Raw genomic sequence first — 15,234 nt, forward strand, 5'->3', positions numbered from 1 at the left:
TGCAGATGGCTGTGGTAGGAATTAATATACAAGAATTGGATGAAATTATAGTTGATGAAGATTTTGCTTCAATGTTGGAGCAATACGAAAAAAGAGAAAGTGAAAAAATTTCACAAGGCGAGATAGTCTCTATTGAGAATGGACAAGCAATTATTGCAGTTCCAGGCGAGAAAAAAGAGGGTATGATTTCTGTAATTGAAATTCAAGATGCACAAGGAAATTTACTTTTTAAAGTTGGAGATTTATTGCCTATAGTGATTATGGGAAAAAGAAATGAACAACCTTTACTCTCTTATAAAAAGGCGATTCGCAGAGAGAAGATTCGAGAATATATTAAAAATCTTGGCGAAGATTATAAAGATAAAGTTGTTGAAGGCGTAGTGATCAAGAAAAATAAAGGTGGTTATATTGTAGAAGGTGAGGGTATAGAGTTTTTTATGCCTAAATTTGCAGCCGCTTTTAAAGAGGGTAGTAAAAATGAAGGGAGACGCATTAAAGCGTGTATTATTAATGTAAAACCCGAAGAAGATAGTGTTGTAATTTCAAGAAAACGCTTATTTGAGATTGAAAATAGTGTCAAAAAAGATGTGATTGAAAATCTACTCAAACAAGAAGGTCCATTAGAAGGCACTATTAAAAAGATTACGAGCTTTGGTATGTTTGTGGATGTAGAAGGCGTTGAAGGTTTAGTGCATTACACTGAAATTAGCCATAAGGGACCGGTGAATCCATCAAAACTCTATAAAGAGGGCGATAAAGTATCTGTTAAAATTCTTTCATATGATAAAGATAAGAAGCGTTTAGCACTTTCTATTAAAGATACCATTGAAGATCCTTGGAAAGAAGTTGAAAATGAATTAGAAGTAGGAGATGCAATTAAGGTTATTGTAAGTAATATTGAACCTTATGGTGTATTTGTGGATTTGGGAAATGATATTGAAGGGTTTTTACATATTTCTGAAATTTCTTGGAATAAAAATATTCAAAATCCAGAAGAATTTTTGAAAACAGGGCAAGAAATTGATGTAGAAGTTATTGAAATTGATACAAAAGAAAGACGCCTAAGAGTGTCTTTGAAAAAATTGCTTGACAAGCCTTTCACGCAGTTTGTGAAAAAGCACAAAGAGGGAGATATTTTAAAAGGTTCTGTAGCGACGCTAACAGATTTTGGTGCTTTTATTAAATTAGATGGAATTGATGGATTACTGCATAATGAAGATGCATATTGGAACAAGAATGAAAAATGTAAAGATTTAATGAAAATCGGTGATGAAATCGAAGTTAAAATTGCCAAGATTGATAGAGAAAAAGAAAGAATTTCATTGACACGTAAAGGTATTATTGCTTCACCTGTAGAAGAATTTGCAAAAAAACATTTTGAAGATGAAGAAGTGCAGGGTGTGGTGAGAGATATTAAAGATTTTGGAGTATTTATTAAACTTGATGAAGATATGGATGCACTAATTCGAAATGAAGATTTATTTCCAATTAAAAAAGAAGAGATTAAAATTGGAGATTCCATTAAAGGTGTTATCTCTTTAATTGATAAACAAAATAATAAAATCCGTGTTTCTATTAGGCGTTTAGAAAAGCAAAAAGAAAAGGCTAACTTAAAAAATTTCAATAGTAATGCCGATGATAAAATGACTTTGGGAGATATTCTTAAAAATCAAATCTCTTAAAAGAAAACACAATGCAAACAAGGGTTTTGATAGGCATTTTTAGTTTTTTTACTTGTGTGATTCTGTATGTTTTAATACGGAATTACTCTCAAGCGATACACTCTTATTCAACTCCGAATGTAGAGCCTTATCAATTAGGGAAAGCAGAAAGTAATGCAACAATTGAAATTCCTAATGAGATAAGTTGGCTTAATCAACTTTCTGCAAAGGATGGGGTTAGCTATCTTTATCCGGCTTCTGAATTGCGTGTAAAGCTATTATTTGAAAACAATCTTAAGAAAGACGAAACAGAAATCTTTAGAGTTTCTGTTGGAATCATCGATGATTATCAATTTTTTTGCATTAATCAAGTTTTAAGTGCCAATAATATTGATTATTCTTATTATAAGGTGGGAGAAAGTATTTGGTTGGTTGTCGCTACAGATAACGAGAAATATTTGCGTAGTGTTTTAGAAGAATTAAAGCATTATGAAATTCAGTATTCTTTGTCTAAATCTTAAAAAGGGGTTCAGATGTCTAAATTTACAATTATGGTTTGTGATCATATTCATCAAAGCGGTTTGGATTTATTGGAAAAGGCAGCAGATGTTGAGGTTTTAAATCTTGCAAGTTTGCCAAAAGAAGAATTAGAAAAAGAGCTTCATAAAGCTGATGTAGCTATTACAAGAAGTTCTACAGATGTAGATGAGTCATTTTTGTCTTTGGCTACTAAACTTCGAGCAGTTGTTCGTGCTGGAGTGGGTGTAGATAATGTTGATATTGAAGCATCTAGTAAGCGTGGTGTAGTGGTAATGAATGTTCCTACTGCAAACACTATTGCAGCAGTAGAATTGACTTGTGCACATATTTTGAGTGCTATTAGAAATTTTCCTGGAGCTAATGCACAGCTTAAAGTTGAGAGAGTGTGGAAGCGTGAAGATTGGTATGGCACAGAATTAAAAGGCAAAAAACTTGGGATTATTGGTTTTGGTAACATTGGGAGTCGTGTTGGGAAACGCATGAAAGCCTTTGAAGTGGAAGTGATAACATACGATCCTTATATTAATCCAACAAAAGCCACTGATTTAGGAATTGCCTATACGAGAGATTTTGATGAAATCTTAGCTTGTGATATTATTACAATCCACACTCCAAAAAATAAAGAAACTATAAACATTATTGATAAAGAGCAAATTGCAAAAATGAAAAATGGTGTGATTTTAATTAATTGTGCTAGGGGTGGTTTGTATAATGAAGATGCGCTTTTTGAGGCTTTAGAGAGTGGCAAGGTGAGATGGGCAGGGATTGATGTTTTTACAAAAGAGCCTGCCACTTCTAATAAATTACTTGATTTGCCAAATATTTATGTAACGCCACATATTGGAGCCAATACGCTTGAATCTCAAGAGAAAATTGCTATTGAAGCCGCAGAAGCAGCGCTTGAATCAGCTAGAGGTTCTAGTTTCCCTAATGCCTTGAATCTACCCATAAAAGAAACCGAATTGCCAGATTTTATGAAAGCTTATTTGGAATTGGTTCAAAAAATGGCATTTTTTGCAATCCAAGTTAATAAAAATGAAATTCGATCCATTAAACTTGAAGCGCAAGGGGAAGTTAGTGAATACTTATCCTCACTTTCAACTTTCGCATTGGTTGGAATTTTGAATGCAACAATTGGTGATAAAGTAAATTATGTGAATGCTCCTTATGTAGCCAAAGAGCGAGGGGTAGAGATTGCACTTGAAGTTAAAACATTGCAAGATGTTTATAAGAATCAAATTAGGCTAACCTTGCTAACTCAAGATGGTGAATTTAGTGTTTCAGGGACAGTCTTTAATGAAAATACACCAAAAATTGTAGAAATTAATCATTTTGAGCTTGATATTGCACCAAAAGGGCGTATGATTCTTTTTAGAAATAATGATACTCCAGGAGTAATTGGATTTGTTGGAACAACTTTGGCGAAGCATAATATCAATATTGCTGATTTTAGATTGGGACGATATGGTAAAGAAGCTTTGGCGGTGATTCTTGTTGATGATGAAGTTTCTAATGAAGTAATAAAGGAGCTTGCGGGTATCGAAGCTTGTTTATCAATCAAATATGTTGTGCTATAATTTTTCCTCCTTTTTGGAGGAATTAAGTAAATTTTGAGCTAATTTTTGGAATAATTATACACTTAATACAAGCCGGGGTGGTGAAATTGGTAGACGCGCCAGACTCAAAATCTGGTGGGGGCAACCCCGTGTCGGTTCGATTCCGACCCTCGGCACCATAGCTTACATTCTTTTTTAATCCGCATTGTCTATTAAAATACCAAATATAATTTCTTTTTAGTTACATTTTTTATTCTTTATGCATTTTTTGAAAAAAAGTAACAAATTTAAGATAATTAATGGCAAATTAATTTTAAATTATAGAATATATGGGTAAAAAATAAACATTTTTTGAAAAAAATGTTGAAATGATAGATTTTTTTCATTCCTTTGTGTAATTTTGTAGAGAAATATAGAATAATATCTATGTTATTACATTTTTAAGGATGATTAATGAATAAGGTTTTGAGTTTATTGCTTTGGGCTATCATTGCATTTATTGGTGCATGGGGCTTTGGTGTTTTGGCATTACATAGAGGTGAGCAGATTTCAGCTGTATGGATTGTTGTAGCAGCAGTCTGTATTTATGCTATTGGATATCGGTTTTATTCTAAGTATATTGCTTTAAAGGTGCTTGGGCTTGATGACAATCGTGCAACCCCTGCTTTAACTATGAATGATGGTAGAGATTTTGTTCCTACTAACAAAATTGTTCTTTTTGGGCATCATTTTGCTGCGATTGCTGGAGCTGGTCCGCTTGTAGGTCCGATTTTGGCTGCACAAATGGGTTATTTGCCAAGTATGATTTGGATTGTTGTGGGGGTTGTTCTAGCAGGAGCTGTGCATGATTTTACTGTGCTTTTTATTTCTACGCGTCGAAATGGTAAAAGTTTAGGAGAGATGATTAAACTAGAGCTTGGTAAGGGTGTAGGAAGTATTGCAATGATAGGGATTTTGGGTATTATGATGCTAATTATTGCAATTTTGGCACTTGTTGTAGTGAATGCACTAGCAGAATCACCTTGGGGGCTTTTTACAATTGCAATGACAATTCCTATTGCCATTTATATGGGAATACATATGAGATTCTTGCGTCCTGGCAGAATTGGTGAAGCAAGTATTATAGGGTTTATTTTATTGATTTTGGCGTTATATTATGGAAGTGTTGTAGCAGAAAATGAATTTTTATCTTCCATTTTTACTTTAAGTCCTGTTACATTAACTTATATTATGATTGCATATGGTTTTGTTGCTGCAATTTTGCCTGTTTGGTTTTTGCTTGCACCTAGGGATTATTTGAGCACATTTTTAAAAATTGGTGTTATTGTGCTTATGGGACTTGGAATCTTGATTGTAAGACCAGACGTGCAATTTCCTAGCATTACGAAATTTATTGATGGAAGCGGTCCTGTTTTTAGTGGTCAGCTTTTCCCTTTTTTGTTTATTACCATTGCTTGTGGAGCTATTAGTGGATTCCACGCATTAATTTCAAGTGGAACTACACCAAAAATGCTTGAAAAAGAATCTCATGCTAGAATGGTTGGATATGGCTCTATGATTATGGAATCAGCAGTTGCCGTTATGGCTTTGATTGCAGCTTGTATTTTGACTCCAGGTTTATATTTTGCTATCAATGTTGCTCCTGCTGGACTTGGAACAACGGGGATTTCTGATGTTGCACAAGCAGCAAGTATAGCTGCACAAACAATTAGCAATTTTGGATTTGTTATCACGCCTCAAGAAATCTTGGGAATGGCTGAGAGTATTGGAGAGAATAGTGTGTTAAGTCGCACAGGTGGAGCACCTACTTTTGCTATCGGATTGGCGATGATTGTTTCTGAAATACCTTTATTTAATCAAGGTTCTATTGCATTTTGGTATCATTTTGCTATTTTGTTTGAAGCGCTTTTTATTCTTACTGCCGTTGATGCTGGGACTAGAGCAGGAAGATTTATGGTGCAAGATATTTTAGGAAATGTTTATAAGCCAATTGGGAATATTCATTCGATATTTTGGGGAGTTGTTGCAACTTTAATTTGCGTTGTGGCTTGGGGTTATATTCTTTATCAAGGTGTAACAGATCCACAAGGTGGAATCAAATCACTTTGGACACTTTTTGGAGTTTCTAACCAAATGTTAGCAGGTATGGCACTTTTGCTTGTAATTGCCGTTTTATTTAAAATGGGTCGAGGCAAACAAGCTTGGGTTGCTATTATCCCAGCGGTTTGGGTTTTGGTTTCAACTCTTTATGCAGGTATTTTAAAGTTGCTTCCTGCTAATGGTGAGAAGATTCATGATTCTGTTAGCCACATTGCACTTTGGCAAATCAATAGTGCAAAAGCTGCAAGTGAGACCAATATAGAATTGGCAGAAAAATTTGCCACCATTGCTACTAATAATCTAATTAATGCGGGGTTGTGTGCATTTTTTATGATAGTAACTTGTTTGGTGCTATTGCAAACAATTCGTATTTGTTGGAAATGCACCAAGGGTGAAAATGATATTCCACTTGCTGAATCGCCTTATCTTAAAGCTAGTGATTATGAAGGTAAAGTGATAGCCCACTAAATAAAATAGGCTTTTAAGCCTATTTTAAAATTTTCTACTTTTTAGACTCTCAGATAATTTCTTAGAATTTAAATTATTATTTTCTATCTTAAATTTTATATTGTTAGAGTATTTTTGAGAATATTTTTGTCTTTAATTAAAATCTTGATTGCATTATGAATTTGAGTTCGTTTTTTGTAGTTTTGGCTATATTTACTTGAAGTGATAAATGATAGAATCCAAAGATAAAGGTTGATTTAAAATTGATAGCATATAAAACTATGTGTATTTAAAAAAACTGCAAATGTCTATATCTAATGCTTTTGATATTTTGTATAGATGTTCTAAATTAAAATGCTTTCCATAGCGACAACTCTCGCAATTTGAATAGAAAGCGACAGATTTAATGCCTATTTCAAGTGCTAAATCTAGCTGCGAAATTCCTTTTTTCTGTCGCACATTTCTCACGATCTTAGAGATGTTTTGATAAAAATTTAGAATTTCTTCTTCGGTTGTATTTACAAAATGATTATCCATTGTAATTTATCCTATAGGATTAATTTATACTTAAAATTTACAATGTTATAATTCTGAATTCTATATCCTATAGGATAAATTACAAAAAAGGTTGAAAAATGAAAAAAAATATTTATCGTGGTATTATTTGCTTTGTTTGCTAATTTTTGCTTTGCAGCTGATGATGAGCTTACTAATGATATTACAAATAAGGCAATAGATATAGGTTTTGGAGCGATTAGTGGGTTTTTATCTGGAAAAAGTGGAGAGGAAATAGCAAAAGAAGCAAAAGAAAAAACAATTGAAGCTACCAAAGAAACTGCTAATAAAAAGCTTGATGAAGTTAAAAAATAGTGATTTCTCCCATTAATGGGAGAGTGATTATTGATTGTATTTGGCTGTGAGCTTCATCCATTGTTTTGTTGCCCGTTTAGCGATTTCTAAAGTCGCATCCATTCCTCCTGCTAATGAGAAAAGCCAAAATTTGTGTGCATAAAGCCAATCAATCTGTTTAACTTGTTTTTCAATAAGTGTTTTTACAGGACGCACGGCTATTTTTGCAAACTCTAATTCTTGATGCACAATGTAAGATTGAACGGCATCAGAAAAGACTTTGATAAAAATATCTTCTTGAAAGAAAAGTTTAATATCATCAATTTCTTCAAGAAGCTTGTCCATTTTTTTGAAATTGATTTTTTCTAATTTGTTTGCTTTATTTAAGTGTTCCAATTCTTCTGTCATTTTGACAACTTTTAAGAAAGTTTTTTCCACTACTTTTTTCTTTTTATAGCCATAATCCAAAAATTCTTTTACTTTAGATTGAATATGTTTTTGGTTTGCTTTAATTTGTTCTTTGCTAGGAGGAGTGAGCTTGATAGCTTTCTTTTTTGTTTTTGGGAGTGATTGCAAAGCTTCTAGGAATGGAATTTCTTTTGTTCCTACGATTCTTGCTCCTCCTTCTGTTGAGTTAATCACTTCCATTTCATAAGGTGTTTCAGCAATGTCTTTTTCAAAGAAGTTTAAAAACATTTTCCACACCGAAGTAGTTTCAACAACTCCAACTCCACCATAAGCAGGCACTACAAGTTTTTCAGTTGCATTTTCTTTGCGTTTATATTGAGATTCTGTTTCTCCAAAAATCGCATCTTTGGAATGCGTTTTCCCATCTTCAGAAAACGCTAGATCTTGTCCGATAAAAATACACCGCTTAAAGTGCGAATGCACAATAATTTCATATGCCATATTAGCTGCACTCATTCCAATTCCAGCATAACCATAATCTTGCAAATCAAAGAATCTAGTATAGCCAAATGGACGCATACTAAAAGACTTAATGCCTTGTGTAATCGCATTGGTAGTGGCTTTATGCACAATGCTTGTAAGGGCAAAAATAACGCCTTTTTGAGCTTCTTTTGGAGTTTTGATGAAAAAATCCGCAGTGGGTTCTACACGCTCTAGTGTTGCAACGATATCGGGTTTTATTCCGTGTTTGGTGAGAATCGGGAAAGATGCATCAACAGAGATAATTGTAATATAGGGTGCATATTCTTTTAGCAGCGGTATTTGTTTATATAAAGAAGGTCCTGTAGAGACAATTACGGCTGTGTCTGTTGTTTTTGCATTAGAGATTAATTCTTTGAAACTTGGGGTAGTGATGAGCTCTGGGAGATTTAAAAGATGGTGTTCTAAGCCAATTAAAGCATCTGTTGAATCATTTCCTACTGCAATAACATGATGCTCCAAGCTTCTAGTGATAATCGCATTTAAATCAAGACATTCTTCTGTGTATTTGCCATAATAGCTATTGTAAATATGAAGATTGTAAATTTTAGAATAAATCCATTGACCCTCTTTGACAAGATATTGATCAAGTTGTCCAAAATTAATCGTTTTAGTCCAAAAAATCAAAATTTTTTCTTCTAGAATCTCTTGTTCAAAATCCACAAAATTAAGTGCAATGTAAATGAGTTCTAATTCAGGTTCAAAAATAAAAAGTTTCTTCAATGAAGGGTTGCTGGAGAGATATTTATAAAAAATCCCATTTCCCATTCCAAAAAAATAAAAGAAAGGATAAAGATTGTAAGGTTCAAATTCTTTGATTTTTTGAGTGATTTCTGCCAATGGTTCTTTAGAGAAAAGTGCCACTTTGTTTTCTTTATCGTAAATATTAATATTTAGCGGATCATTTCCAATATACACTTCATATTTTTTGTTTGGTTCTAGAATTTTAAGTTGTGCAGCTAGAAGTGGATTTTTTTGATAGAGTGCTTTGAGATTTTTTTCAAGCCTTGGGTTAAGAGTATCTGACATAGGATTCCTTGAAGTATAAGCTTAAAAAGTCTAAAGCCAAAAAGGCTAAAAGACTTATTGTAAAAGTTGGAGAATGTTTTGTTGCACTTGGTTGGCTTGTGCCATTGCAAAGCTTCCTGATTGTGCAAGAATGTTTGTTTTAGAGAAGTTTGCAGATTCTTCAGCGAAGTCTGTATCGCGGATTTGTGATTCAGCGGATTTCACATTTACTTGCGTTACGGTAATGTTGTTAATAGTTGAAACAAGTTGTTGTTGCACAGAACCAAGGTCAGCACGGATTTTATCTAAATGTTCTTGTGCAGATTGCGCCATATCCATAACTGCCATAGCACCTTCTAGGCTTGTTACTCCAGCCCCAATTCCATTAGAATTAACAGCAGCAACAGCTGTATTGGCATTAGCTCCAATGGCAGAAGCAATATTAGCATCAAACTCACCATTAACACTTCTTAGATTCACAGTGTATTGTGCGATTCCGGAACCATTTTGAATGTTGGTTGCACCAGAGTGTAAGCCAACTTGAGAGAAATTTGTTCCAGATACTAAAATGTCTCTTGCATTAAGACGAATGAGAGTTAAGCGTCCAACAATAGCGTGCGTTGTCCCTGAAACTCCAGCAAATGAACCTCCACCAAGAACAGAGGAGCCGCTAGCTACTTGGACAGAAATTGCTCGTCCATCGGTGCTTGTAAGCTGTAATGCTCCTGAAATGCTTAAAGAAGCTTGCACACCTGTTCTTTCTTTTTGAGCATTGATGGCATTAATGAGTCTTCCATCATAATCATTTTTTTGGACATCATTCACATCGCCAATAGCAATACCATTAATAACTAATCCCCTAACAGTTCCTGAAGCAATTGCTCCAGCCCCTTGCCCCATTACATTATAAGTTGCCCTCACGCCTAAAGTATCAGAGTTTTTATTGATGGCTTCGGCTAATGCACCAATTCCTGTTCCTGCTGAAGTAGAGATTTTAATTGATTCGATGGCGTAATTATTAGTTCCATCTGTGTTTAAAAATCTTAAAGTTACTTCATTGAGATTGCTTGATCCCGCACTTACGGACATTTCAGCTCCTGTTTCATAGCGAACATGTCCTATTTTATGAGAATTAGTTGGTTGGATAGAGGCTTTAACAGTAATATTAGAATAAGCACCAATTTGAAATTCTTTGTTAGTGAAAGCACCAGAGAGCATTTGTTGTCCATTGAAGCTTGTTGTATTGGCGATATTGTCAAGTTCTTCCATAAGTCTTAGAATATCACTTTGTAGCGCATTTCTTGTTGTGGTGGTTTGACCATCTTGTGCTGCTTGTGTGGCTTTTGTTTTGATTGTATCTAGAATTTTAATTTGCTCATCCATTGCTTTATCGGCTGTTTGAATCATACCAATAGCATCATTAGCGTTTCTTGTGGCTTGACCCAATGCAGCTGCTTGAGAACGGAGGCTATCGGCAATCGCCATTCCCGATGCGTCATCCGCGGCTTTATTGATTCTTAAACCAGAGCTTAATTTCTCTAGAGATTCTGACATGTTTCTATTATTAACAAGACCAGAAGTGTGTGCGTTTAACGCATTAACATTTGTGTATATCCTATAACTCATTATGCATCCTTTGCAAAAAATTAAATTCGCAAGATCTAAAGCAATATGTGTTCCACTTTTTAATATAGTAAAAAATGATTAGCTAAGTAAAGTTTTGATAGAATATGCCGATAGTATGAGAAATTATTTTATAATGAAAGAATTTTATGCAGATTCAAACACAAGAGATTTTAAATAGACTTAAAGAAGCAAAAACTAAAGAGAATATTAATGAATGTATGTTGTTAATCCGTGCTTTTGGGCAGGAATGGCAGAAACAATTGGAAGATTCTTATAGAGAAGAAATTATTGCTTTATTAAAAGAAAAGATTTTAGAAATTATTGTTTCTAAGGGGGATATTTTAGATAAGTCTATTTTATGGGCTTATGGGCTTTTTAAATGCAAAGAAGAAACTCAAAAAGATGAGAGATTTTTCAAATACTTTGAATTCTGTTCTCCCTATGTAGAAGATGCCAATGCTTCCTATTATGAAAGGTTGTTGTTTATTGAATTTGCAAGTGCAGCTTTGCTGCTTAGTGGGGACAAAGAAGGGGCAGTGAAGTTTTTTTTCTCCAAAGTGATTTATTTGAGCTTGAGAGAAAATTATATGGTGGAGCTAGATCCTTTTGCAAGGGAGTTTCTATATTATTATGAGATTCCAGTAGAATGGATTTTGGAGATTCAAAGGGAAGCTTTGAAATGGGAGAATTTCTCTAAGCTTGATGATTTTACTAAAAAGACAATATTTTTGTGGAATATGCATTGTTTTTGGAATGTGAAACATTATTTTAATCATCTAAAATGGAGGGAGAATTTTCCTGTTTGGCTTGATTGCTTAAAAGGATTATTAGAACAAGGCAATCTTGATATGGCGATGTATGTGGAGTTTTATATTTATCATAAATTTGGTAACTCTGCGCAAACCCAAGAAGATTGGCAAGAATATAATGATAAGGTAGTAAAACTTGTAGAGCCTTATTATGTGGAATATGGTAAGAATCTCCCTAAGTGCAAGGCAAGTATAGGTGGCAAATCGGGAGAAAAGATTAAGATTGCTCTTATTAAAGATAGGATTGTTGAGAATTCACCTTATAAGGTAGAATATTCGCTTTGCAAGGCTTTAATGCAAAATGAAGAGTTTGCTAGTCAATATGAATTGGTTGTGTATAGTATGAACTACATCCAAAAAAGCGAGGATGGAATTGAGGCTATGCAGAGCTTTGTGCAGGTTGGAGTGCCTGTGGTGTGTCCGGCTTATCAGCTAACAAGACAACATGGCTATTATTACTCGCATTTGCAAAAGGCATTATCAATAAGACAATCTCTTCTAAGTGAAGGGGTAGATATTATTATCATTACAGGCACCATTGATTGTGCAGATTTTTTGTTTGCGACAAGAAGTGCTCCTAAGCAGATTTATTGGAGTCATGGGAATGGTCGGTATGATATTGTGGGGATTGATGAAAGGATAAGTCATTTTTCTCCATCAAACACGCCTTATGTTTTTAAAAGTTTTTCAGTGCCGATGGATATTGAAAGATTTTATAATCCACCAAGAGATCCAAAGCTCATAGAGGCAGAGAGGGCAAAATATCCTATCACAAAAGACACGGTAGTTTTGGGTGTGATAGGTAGGCTTGTCAAAGTGGATAGTGATGAGTATTTAGAGTGCATTGCAGAGGTTATGAAAAAACACTCCAATACGATTTTTATCGCTGCTGGAAGTGGGAATATGCCGGTGATTAGAGAGAAGGTTGAAAAACTTGGGATTTCGGATCGATTTTTTATGCCTGGATTTGTGGATCCACATATTTATGGGCATATCATTGATATTTTTTGTAATACTTTTCCTATGGGGCAAGGGGAGAGTTTAAGTGAATTTATACATAAAAAAGGAACTTTTTTGACAAGGGTTGATAATAGATTAGACATTGAAGATGATAAAATGTATAAATTAAAAATGAGCGATAAAGTATTAATTTATTTTGAAAACCTTGAAGCACTTACTCCCAAAGTAGAGGGATATAGTGAATTTATAAAAGGGGATATTATTTTTATTTACAATAAAAAAGATTGTTCTTTAGATACTGAAGTGCAAAAAAGAGCGTTATATTGTGAATTTACCCATAAAGAAATGTTACAGATTGGAGATTATTCTTGCAAGGTTAAAATGAATAATAAAGTTGAGTATATTACAGGAAATTTTATTAGAGAAAAACAAAATATATGGCAAGTTTATTATGCTGAAAATTTAAAATATTATCTTGATATTGTTAATACACTCTCTTGCTATCTTGATGATAGTGGTAGATATGTTGGGTGGTTGTGTGGTGGATTTGGTTTTAAGGGCTATTATAAAAATTTAGCAGAAATGATAGAGAATAATGAAATTAGAAGCAAGTTGGATGCGTTATTTAAGTTACATAATAAACTGACTTATAACAATCAGGTTAGAATTTGTAATCAAAGTTTTGTGGGAGCTGTCAATGCAGAGAATTAATATTCCATCTCATTATAATTATATAGCACTATTTTTAACACTTAGTTGTAATCTATCGTGTTCTTATTGCATTAATCTCAATGAAAGAGGATCTTCTCGGAGTTCTGTGAGTAAAAAGCAAATTAAACCAAGTGAATGGGTAGATTTTATTAATCGGATTTGCCTTTTGGATGAAAAAGGAAATCCTAGAGAAGACATTCCATTAACTTTGCAAGGTGGAGAACCCACCATGTATAAAGGTTTTTATGAAGTTGTTAATGGAGTTGATTCGAGATTTAAATTAGATTTGCTGACTAATTTTATGTTTGATGTTGATGAATTTATTCAAAGAGTTCCTGTTGAAAAATTTACTAGGGATGCTAAGTATGCTGCGATTCGTGTGAGTTATCATCCCGGTCAAAATAAGATTGATGATTTGATAATCAAGCACCATAAGATGCGGGATGCGGGATTTTATGTAGGAATTTATTCGGTTGCAACACCACAAAACATGGAACATATCAATGAAATAAAGGAAAAATGCAAAAAAGAAGGCATTGATTTTAGAGTTAAAGAGTATTTAGGGTTTGATGGTAAAAGATGGCATGGAACTTATAAATATCAAGATGCTATTTCGCAAAAAACAGAAAAATATTGTGAATGCAAGACAACAGAATTAATAGTAGGACCAAATGGGAAAATATATCGATGTCATTCGGATTTATACGAAAATAGAACTCCTATTGGAAATATTTTAGATTCAGATTTTAAAATCGAGGATATTTATCGACCTTGCTATGTTTATGGGCATTGTAATCCCTGTGATATAAAGGTTAAAACCAATCGATTTCAAGAGTTTGGTCATACATCTGTGGATATAAAGAATATTAGAGATTTGACATCCGATGAGAGAGTGGCATTAAATGGAGGTTATTTTGGAATATGAGCGATATTTTTAGAATCGATTCTCACAAGTTAATTTTTCATCCTACAAGGGTATCGCAATGGCTTGAATCTTATGGTAATTGGGAAAAAGAAAAAGAGATTTATCCTATTTATGTTGAAGTTTCTCCTTATGGTGCATGCAATCATCGCTGCACATTTTGTGGAGTTGATTATATGGGATATAAAAATATTAAAATTGATTTTGAAATTTATAAGCAAATAGTTCGTGAGATGGGTGATCTTGGGGTTAAAAGTGTAATGTTCGCAGGAGAGGGGGAGCCAATGTTACATAGAGATCTTGATTTAATGATAGAGGCAACAAAGAAAGCTGGAATTGATGTAGCTATTACTACCAATTTTGTTCCTATTAAACTAGATAAAATGCCTAAGATTCTAAAGAATACGACCTGGATTAAAGCTAGTATTAATGCAGGAAATGCAAAAGTTTATTCTCAAATTCATAGAACAAGGGAAGATGATTTTTACAGAGTTCTTAAAAATTTAGAAGAATCAATAAAAATACGGCAAAAAATAGAAAGCTCTTGTACTATTGGAGTGCAAATGTTGCTTTTGCCTCAAAATTACCAAACCGCTATAGAGTTTGCAATTACATTAAGGGATATTGGAGTTGATTATTTGGTAATTAAGCCGTATTCTCAGCATCTTTTTAGCCGAACTAGAGAATATGAAGGTTTAGATTATAGTCAATATTTGTTTCTAGAAAAAAGTCTAAATGAATTAAGCAGTGAAGAGTTTTCTATTATTTTTAGGTCAGATACAATGAAAAAGTTAACTGGAAATAGAAATTTTTATGAAAAATGTTATTCTACTCCATATTTTTGGGGATATATAAGTGCTAATGGAGAGGTTTATGGTTGCAGTTGTTATTTAGGTGATGATCGTTTTTCATATGGAAATATTAATCAGAATAGTTTTAAGCAAATTTGGCAAAGCATAAAGAGGCAGGAAAATATTCGATTCATACAAAATGATTTAGATATAAAAAAGTGTAGAGTAAATTGCAGAATGGATTCCATTAATCGATATTTATGGGAATTAAAACATTCAAATTCCCATGTGAATTTTATCTAGGAT

At 33.5% G+C, this 15,234-nt stretch carries 11 protein-coding genes and 1 tRNA gene; 9 read left to right on the forward strand and 3 right to left on the reverse strand.

The window, feature by feature from the left end:
* The first annotated feature begins 5 nt into the window (after positions 1–5).
* The 5 genes from HCAN_RS03270 to HCAN_RS03290 all read left to right on the forward strand — a co-directional run bounded on the left by HCAN_RS03270 (position 6) and on the right by HCAN_RS03290 (position 6,325).
* Positions 6–1,682 carry a 30S ribosomal protein S1 gene (locus tag HCAN_RS03270; RefSeq protein WP_006656790.1) on the forward strand — a complete coding sequence of 559 codons (1,677 nt, stop codon included), beginning with the start codon at positions 6–8 and terminating at the stop codon, positions 1,680–1,682.
* A gap of 11 nt (positions 1,683–1,693) precedes the next feature.
* Positions 1,694–2,182, forward strand: a complete 489-nt coding sequence (locus HCAN_RS03275) for a hypothetical protein (protein ID WP_006655316.1) — start codon at positions 1,694–1,696, stop codon at positions 2,180–2,182.
* Positions 2,183–2,194: 12 nt separating this feature from the next.
* Positions 2,195–3,778, forward strand: coding sequence for a phosphoglycerate dehydrogenase (gene serA / locus HCAN_RS03280; protein ID WP_006655317.1), 1,584 nt, complete (start codon positions 2,195–2,197; stop codon positions 3,776–3,778).
* Positions 3,779–3,849: 71 nt separating this feature from the next.
* Positions 3,850–3,936, forward strand: a tRNA-Leu gene (locus HCAN_RS03285).
* A 274-nt stretch (positions 3,937–4,210) separates the two neighbouring features.
* Positions 4,211–6,325: a carbon starvation CstA family protein gene (locus HCAN_RS03290; protein ID WP_006655318.1), complete on the forward strand. Its 2,115-nt coding sequence runs from the start codon at positions 4,211–4,213 to the stop codon at positions 6,323–6,325.
* Between the two features lie 258 nt (positions 6,326–6,583).
* On the opposite strand, the gene HCAN_RS03295 is transcribed toward HCAN_RS03290, so the two are convergent.
* Positions 6,584–6,841: a helix-turn-helix domain-containing protein gene (locus HCAN_RS03295; protein ID WP_006655319.1), complete on the reverse strand. Its 258-nt coding sequence runs from the start codon at positions 6,839–6,841 to the stop codon at positions 6,584–6,586.
* Positions 6,842–6,973: 132 nt separating this feature from the next.
* Between HCAN_RS03295 and HCAN_RS03300 the strand changes: the two genes are divergently transcribed.
* The gene (locus HCAN_RS03300; protein WP_231232532.1) at positions 6,974–7,174 is read left to right on the forward strand and encodes a hypothetical protein; all 201 of its coding nucleotides are present in this window, start codon (positions 6,974–6,976) and stop codon (positions 7,172–7,174) included.
* 27 nt (positions 7,175–7,201) lie between these two features.
* Here the strand turns inward: HCAN_RS03300 and HCAN_RS03305 are convergent, their stop codons facing one another.
* Both HCAN_RS03305 and HCAN_RS03310 read right to left on the reverse strand, forming a co-directional pair.
* Positions 7,202–9,130 (reverse strand): motility associated factor glycosyltransferase family protein, encoded by a 1,929-nt coding sequence (locus tag HCAN_RS03305; protein WP_006655321.1) that lies wholly within the window; start codon positions 9,128–9,130, stop codon positions 7,202–7,204.
* Positions 9,131–9,184: 54 nt separating this feature from the next.
* Positions 9,185–10,735, reverse strand: coding sequence for a flagellin B (locus HCAN_RS03310; RefSeq protein WP_006655322.1), 1,551 nt, complete (start codon positions 10,733–10,735; stop codon positions 9,185–9,187).
* A gap of 146 nt (positions 10,736–10,881) precedes the next feature.
* On the opposite strand from HCAN_RS03310, the gene HCAN_RS03315 reads away from it, so the two are divergent.
* Genes HCAN_RS03315 through HCAN_RS03325 form a run of 3 tightly spaced genes read left to right on the forward strand, consistent with a single transcriptional unit; the run spans position 10,882 to position 15,231 of the window.
* Positions 10,882–13,215, forward strand: coding sequence for a glycosyltransferase family protein (locus HCAN_RS03315; RefSeq protein WP_006656791.1), 2,334 nt, complete (start codon positions 10,882–10,884; stop codon positions 13,213–13,215).
* The gene (locus HCAN_RS03320; RefSeq protein ID WP_006655324.1) at positions 13,202–14,140 is read left to right on the forward strand and encodes a radical SAM protein; all 939 of its coding nucleotides are present in this window, start codon (positions 13,202–13,204) and stop codon (positions 14,138–14,140) included. Before HCAN_RS03315 ends, HCAN_RS03320 begins: the two co-directional genes overlap by 14 nt.
* Positions 14,137–15,231: a radical SAM protein gene (locus tag HCAN_RS03325; RefSeq protein WP_006655325.1), complete on the forward strand. Its 1,095-nt coding sequence runs from the start codon at positions 14,137–14,139 to the stop codon at positions 15,229–15,231. The genes HCAN_RS03320 and HCAN_RS03325 overlap by 4 nt, the downstream gene beginning before the upstream one ends.
* Positions 15,232–15,234 lie beyond the last annotated feature (3 nt).

This window comes from Helicobacter canadensis MIT 98-5491 (genome assembly GCF_000162575.1).
Lineage (GTDB): Bacteria > Campylobacterota > Campylobacteria > Campylobacterales > Helicobacteraceae > Helicobacter_D > Helicobacter_D canadensis.

What these genes read in the sequence shown, in the direction of transcription:
- HCAN_RS03270 (WP_006656790.1), top strand. Translation starts at nt 6, where the DNA reads ATGGCTGTGGTAGGAATTAATATACAAGAATTGGATGAAATTATAGTT.
- HCAN_RS03275 (WP_006655316.1), top strand. Translation starts at nt 1,694, where the DNA reads ATGCAAACAAGGGTTTTGATAGGCATTTTTAGTTTTTTTACTTGTGTG.
- serA (WP_006655317.1), top strand. Translation starts at nt 2,195, where the DNA reads ATGTCTAAATTTACAATTATGGTTTGTGATCATATTCATCAAAGCGGT.
- HCAN_RS03290 (WP_006655318.1), top strand. Translation starts at nt 4,211, where the DNA reads ATGAATAAGGTTTTGAGTTTATTGCTTTGGGCTATCATTGCATTTATT.
- HCAN_RS03295 (WP_006655319.1), bottom strand. Translation starts at nt 6,841, where the DNA reads ATGGATAATCATTTTGTAAATACAACCGAAGAAGAAATTCTAAATTTT.
- HCAN_RS03305 (WP_006655321.1), bottom strand. Translation starts at nt 9,130, where the DNA reads ATGTCAGATACTCTTAACCCAAGGCTTGAAAAAAATCTCAAAGCACTC.
- HCAN_RS03310 (WP_006655322.1), bottom strand. Translation starts at nt 10,735, where the DNA reads ATGAGTTATAGGATATACACAAATGTTAATGCGTTAAACGCACACACT.
- HCAN_RS03315 (WP_006656791.1), top strand. Translation starts at nt 10,882, where the DNA reads ATGCAGATTCAAACACAAGAGATTTTAAATAGACTTAAAGAAGCAAAA.
- HCAN_RS03320 (WP_006655324.1), top strand. Translation starts at nt 13,202, where the DNA reads ATGCAGAGAATTAATATTCCATCTCATTATAATTATATAGCACTATTT.
- HCAN_RS03325 (WP_006655325.1), top strand. Translation starts at nt 14,137, where the DNA reads ATGAGCGATATTTTTAGAATCGATTCTCACAAGTTAATTTTTCATCCT.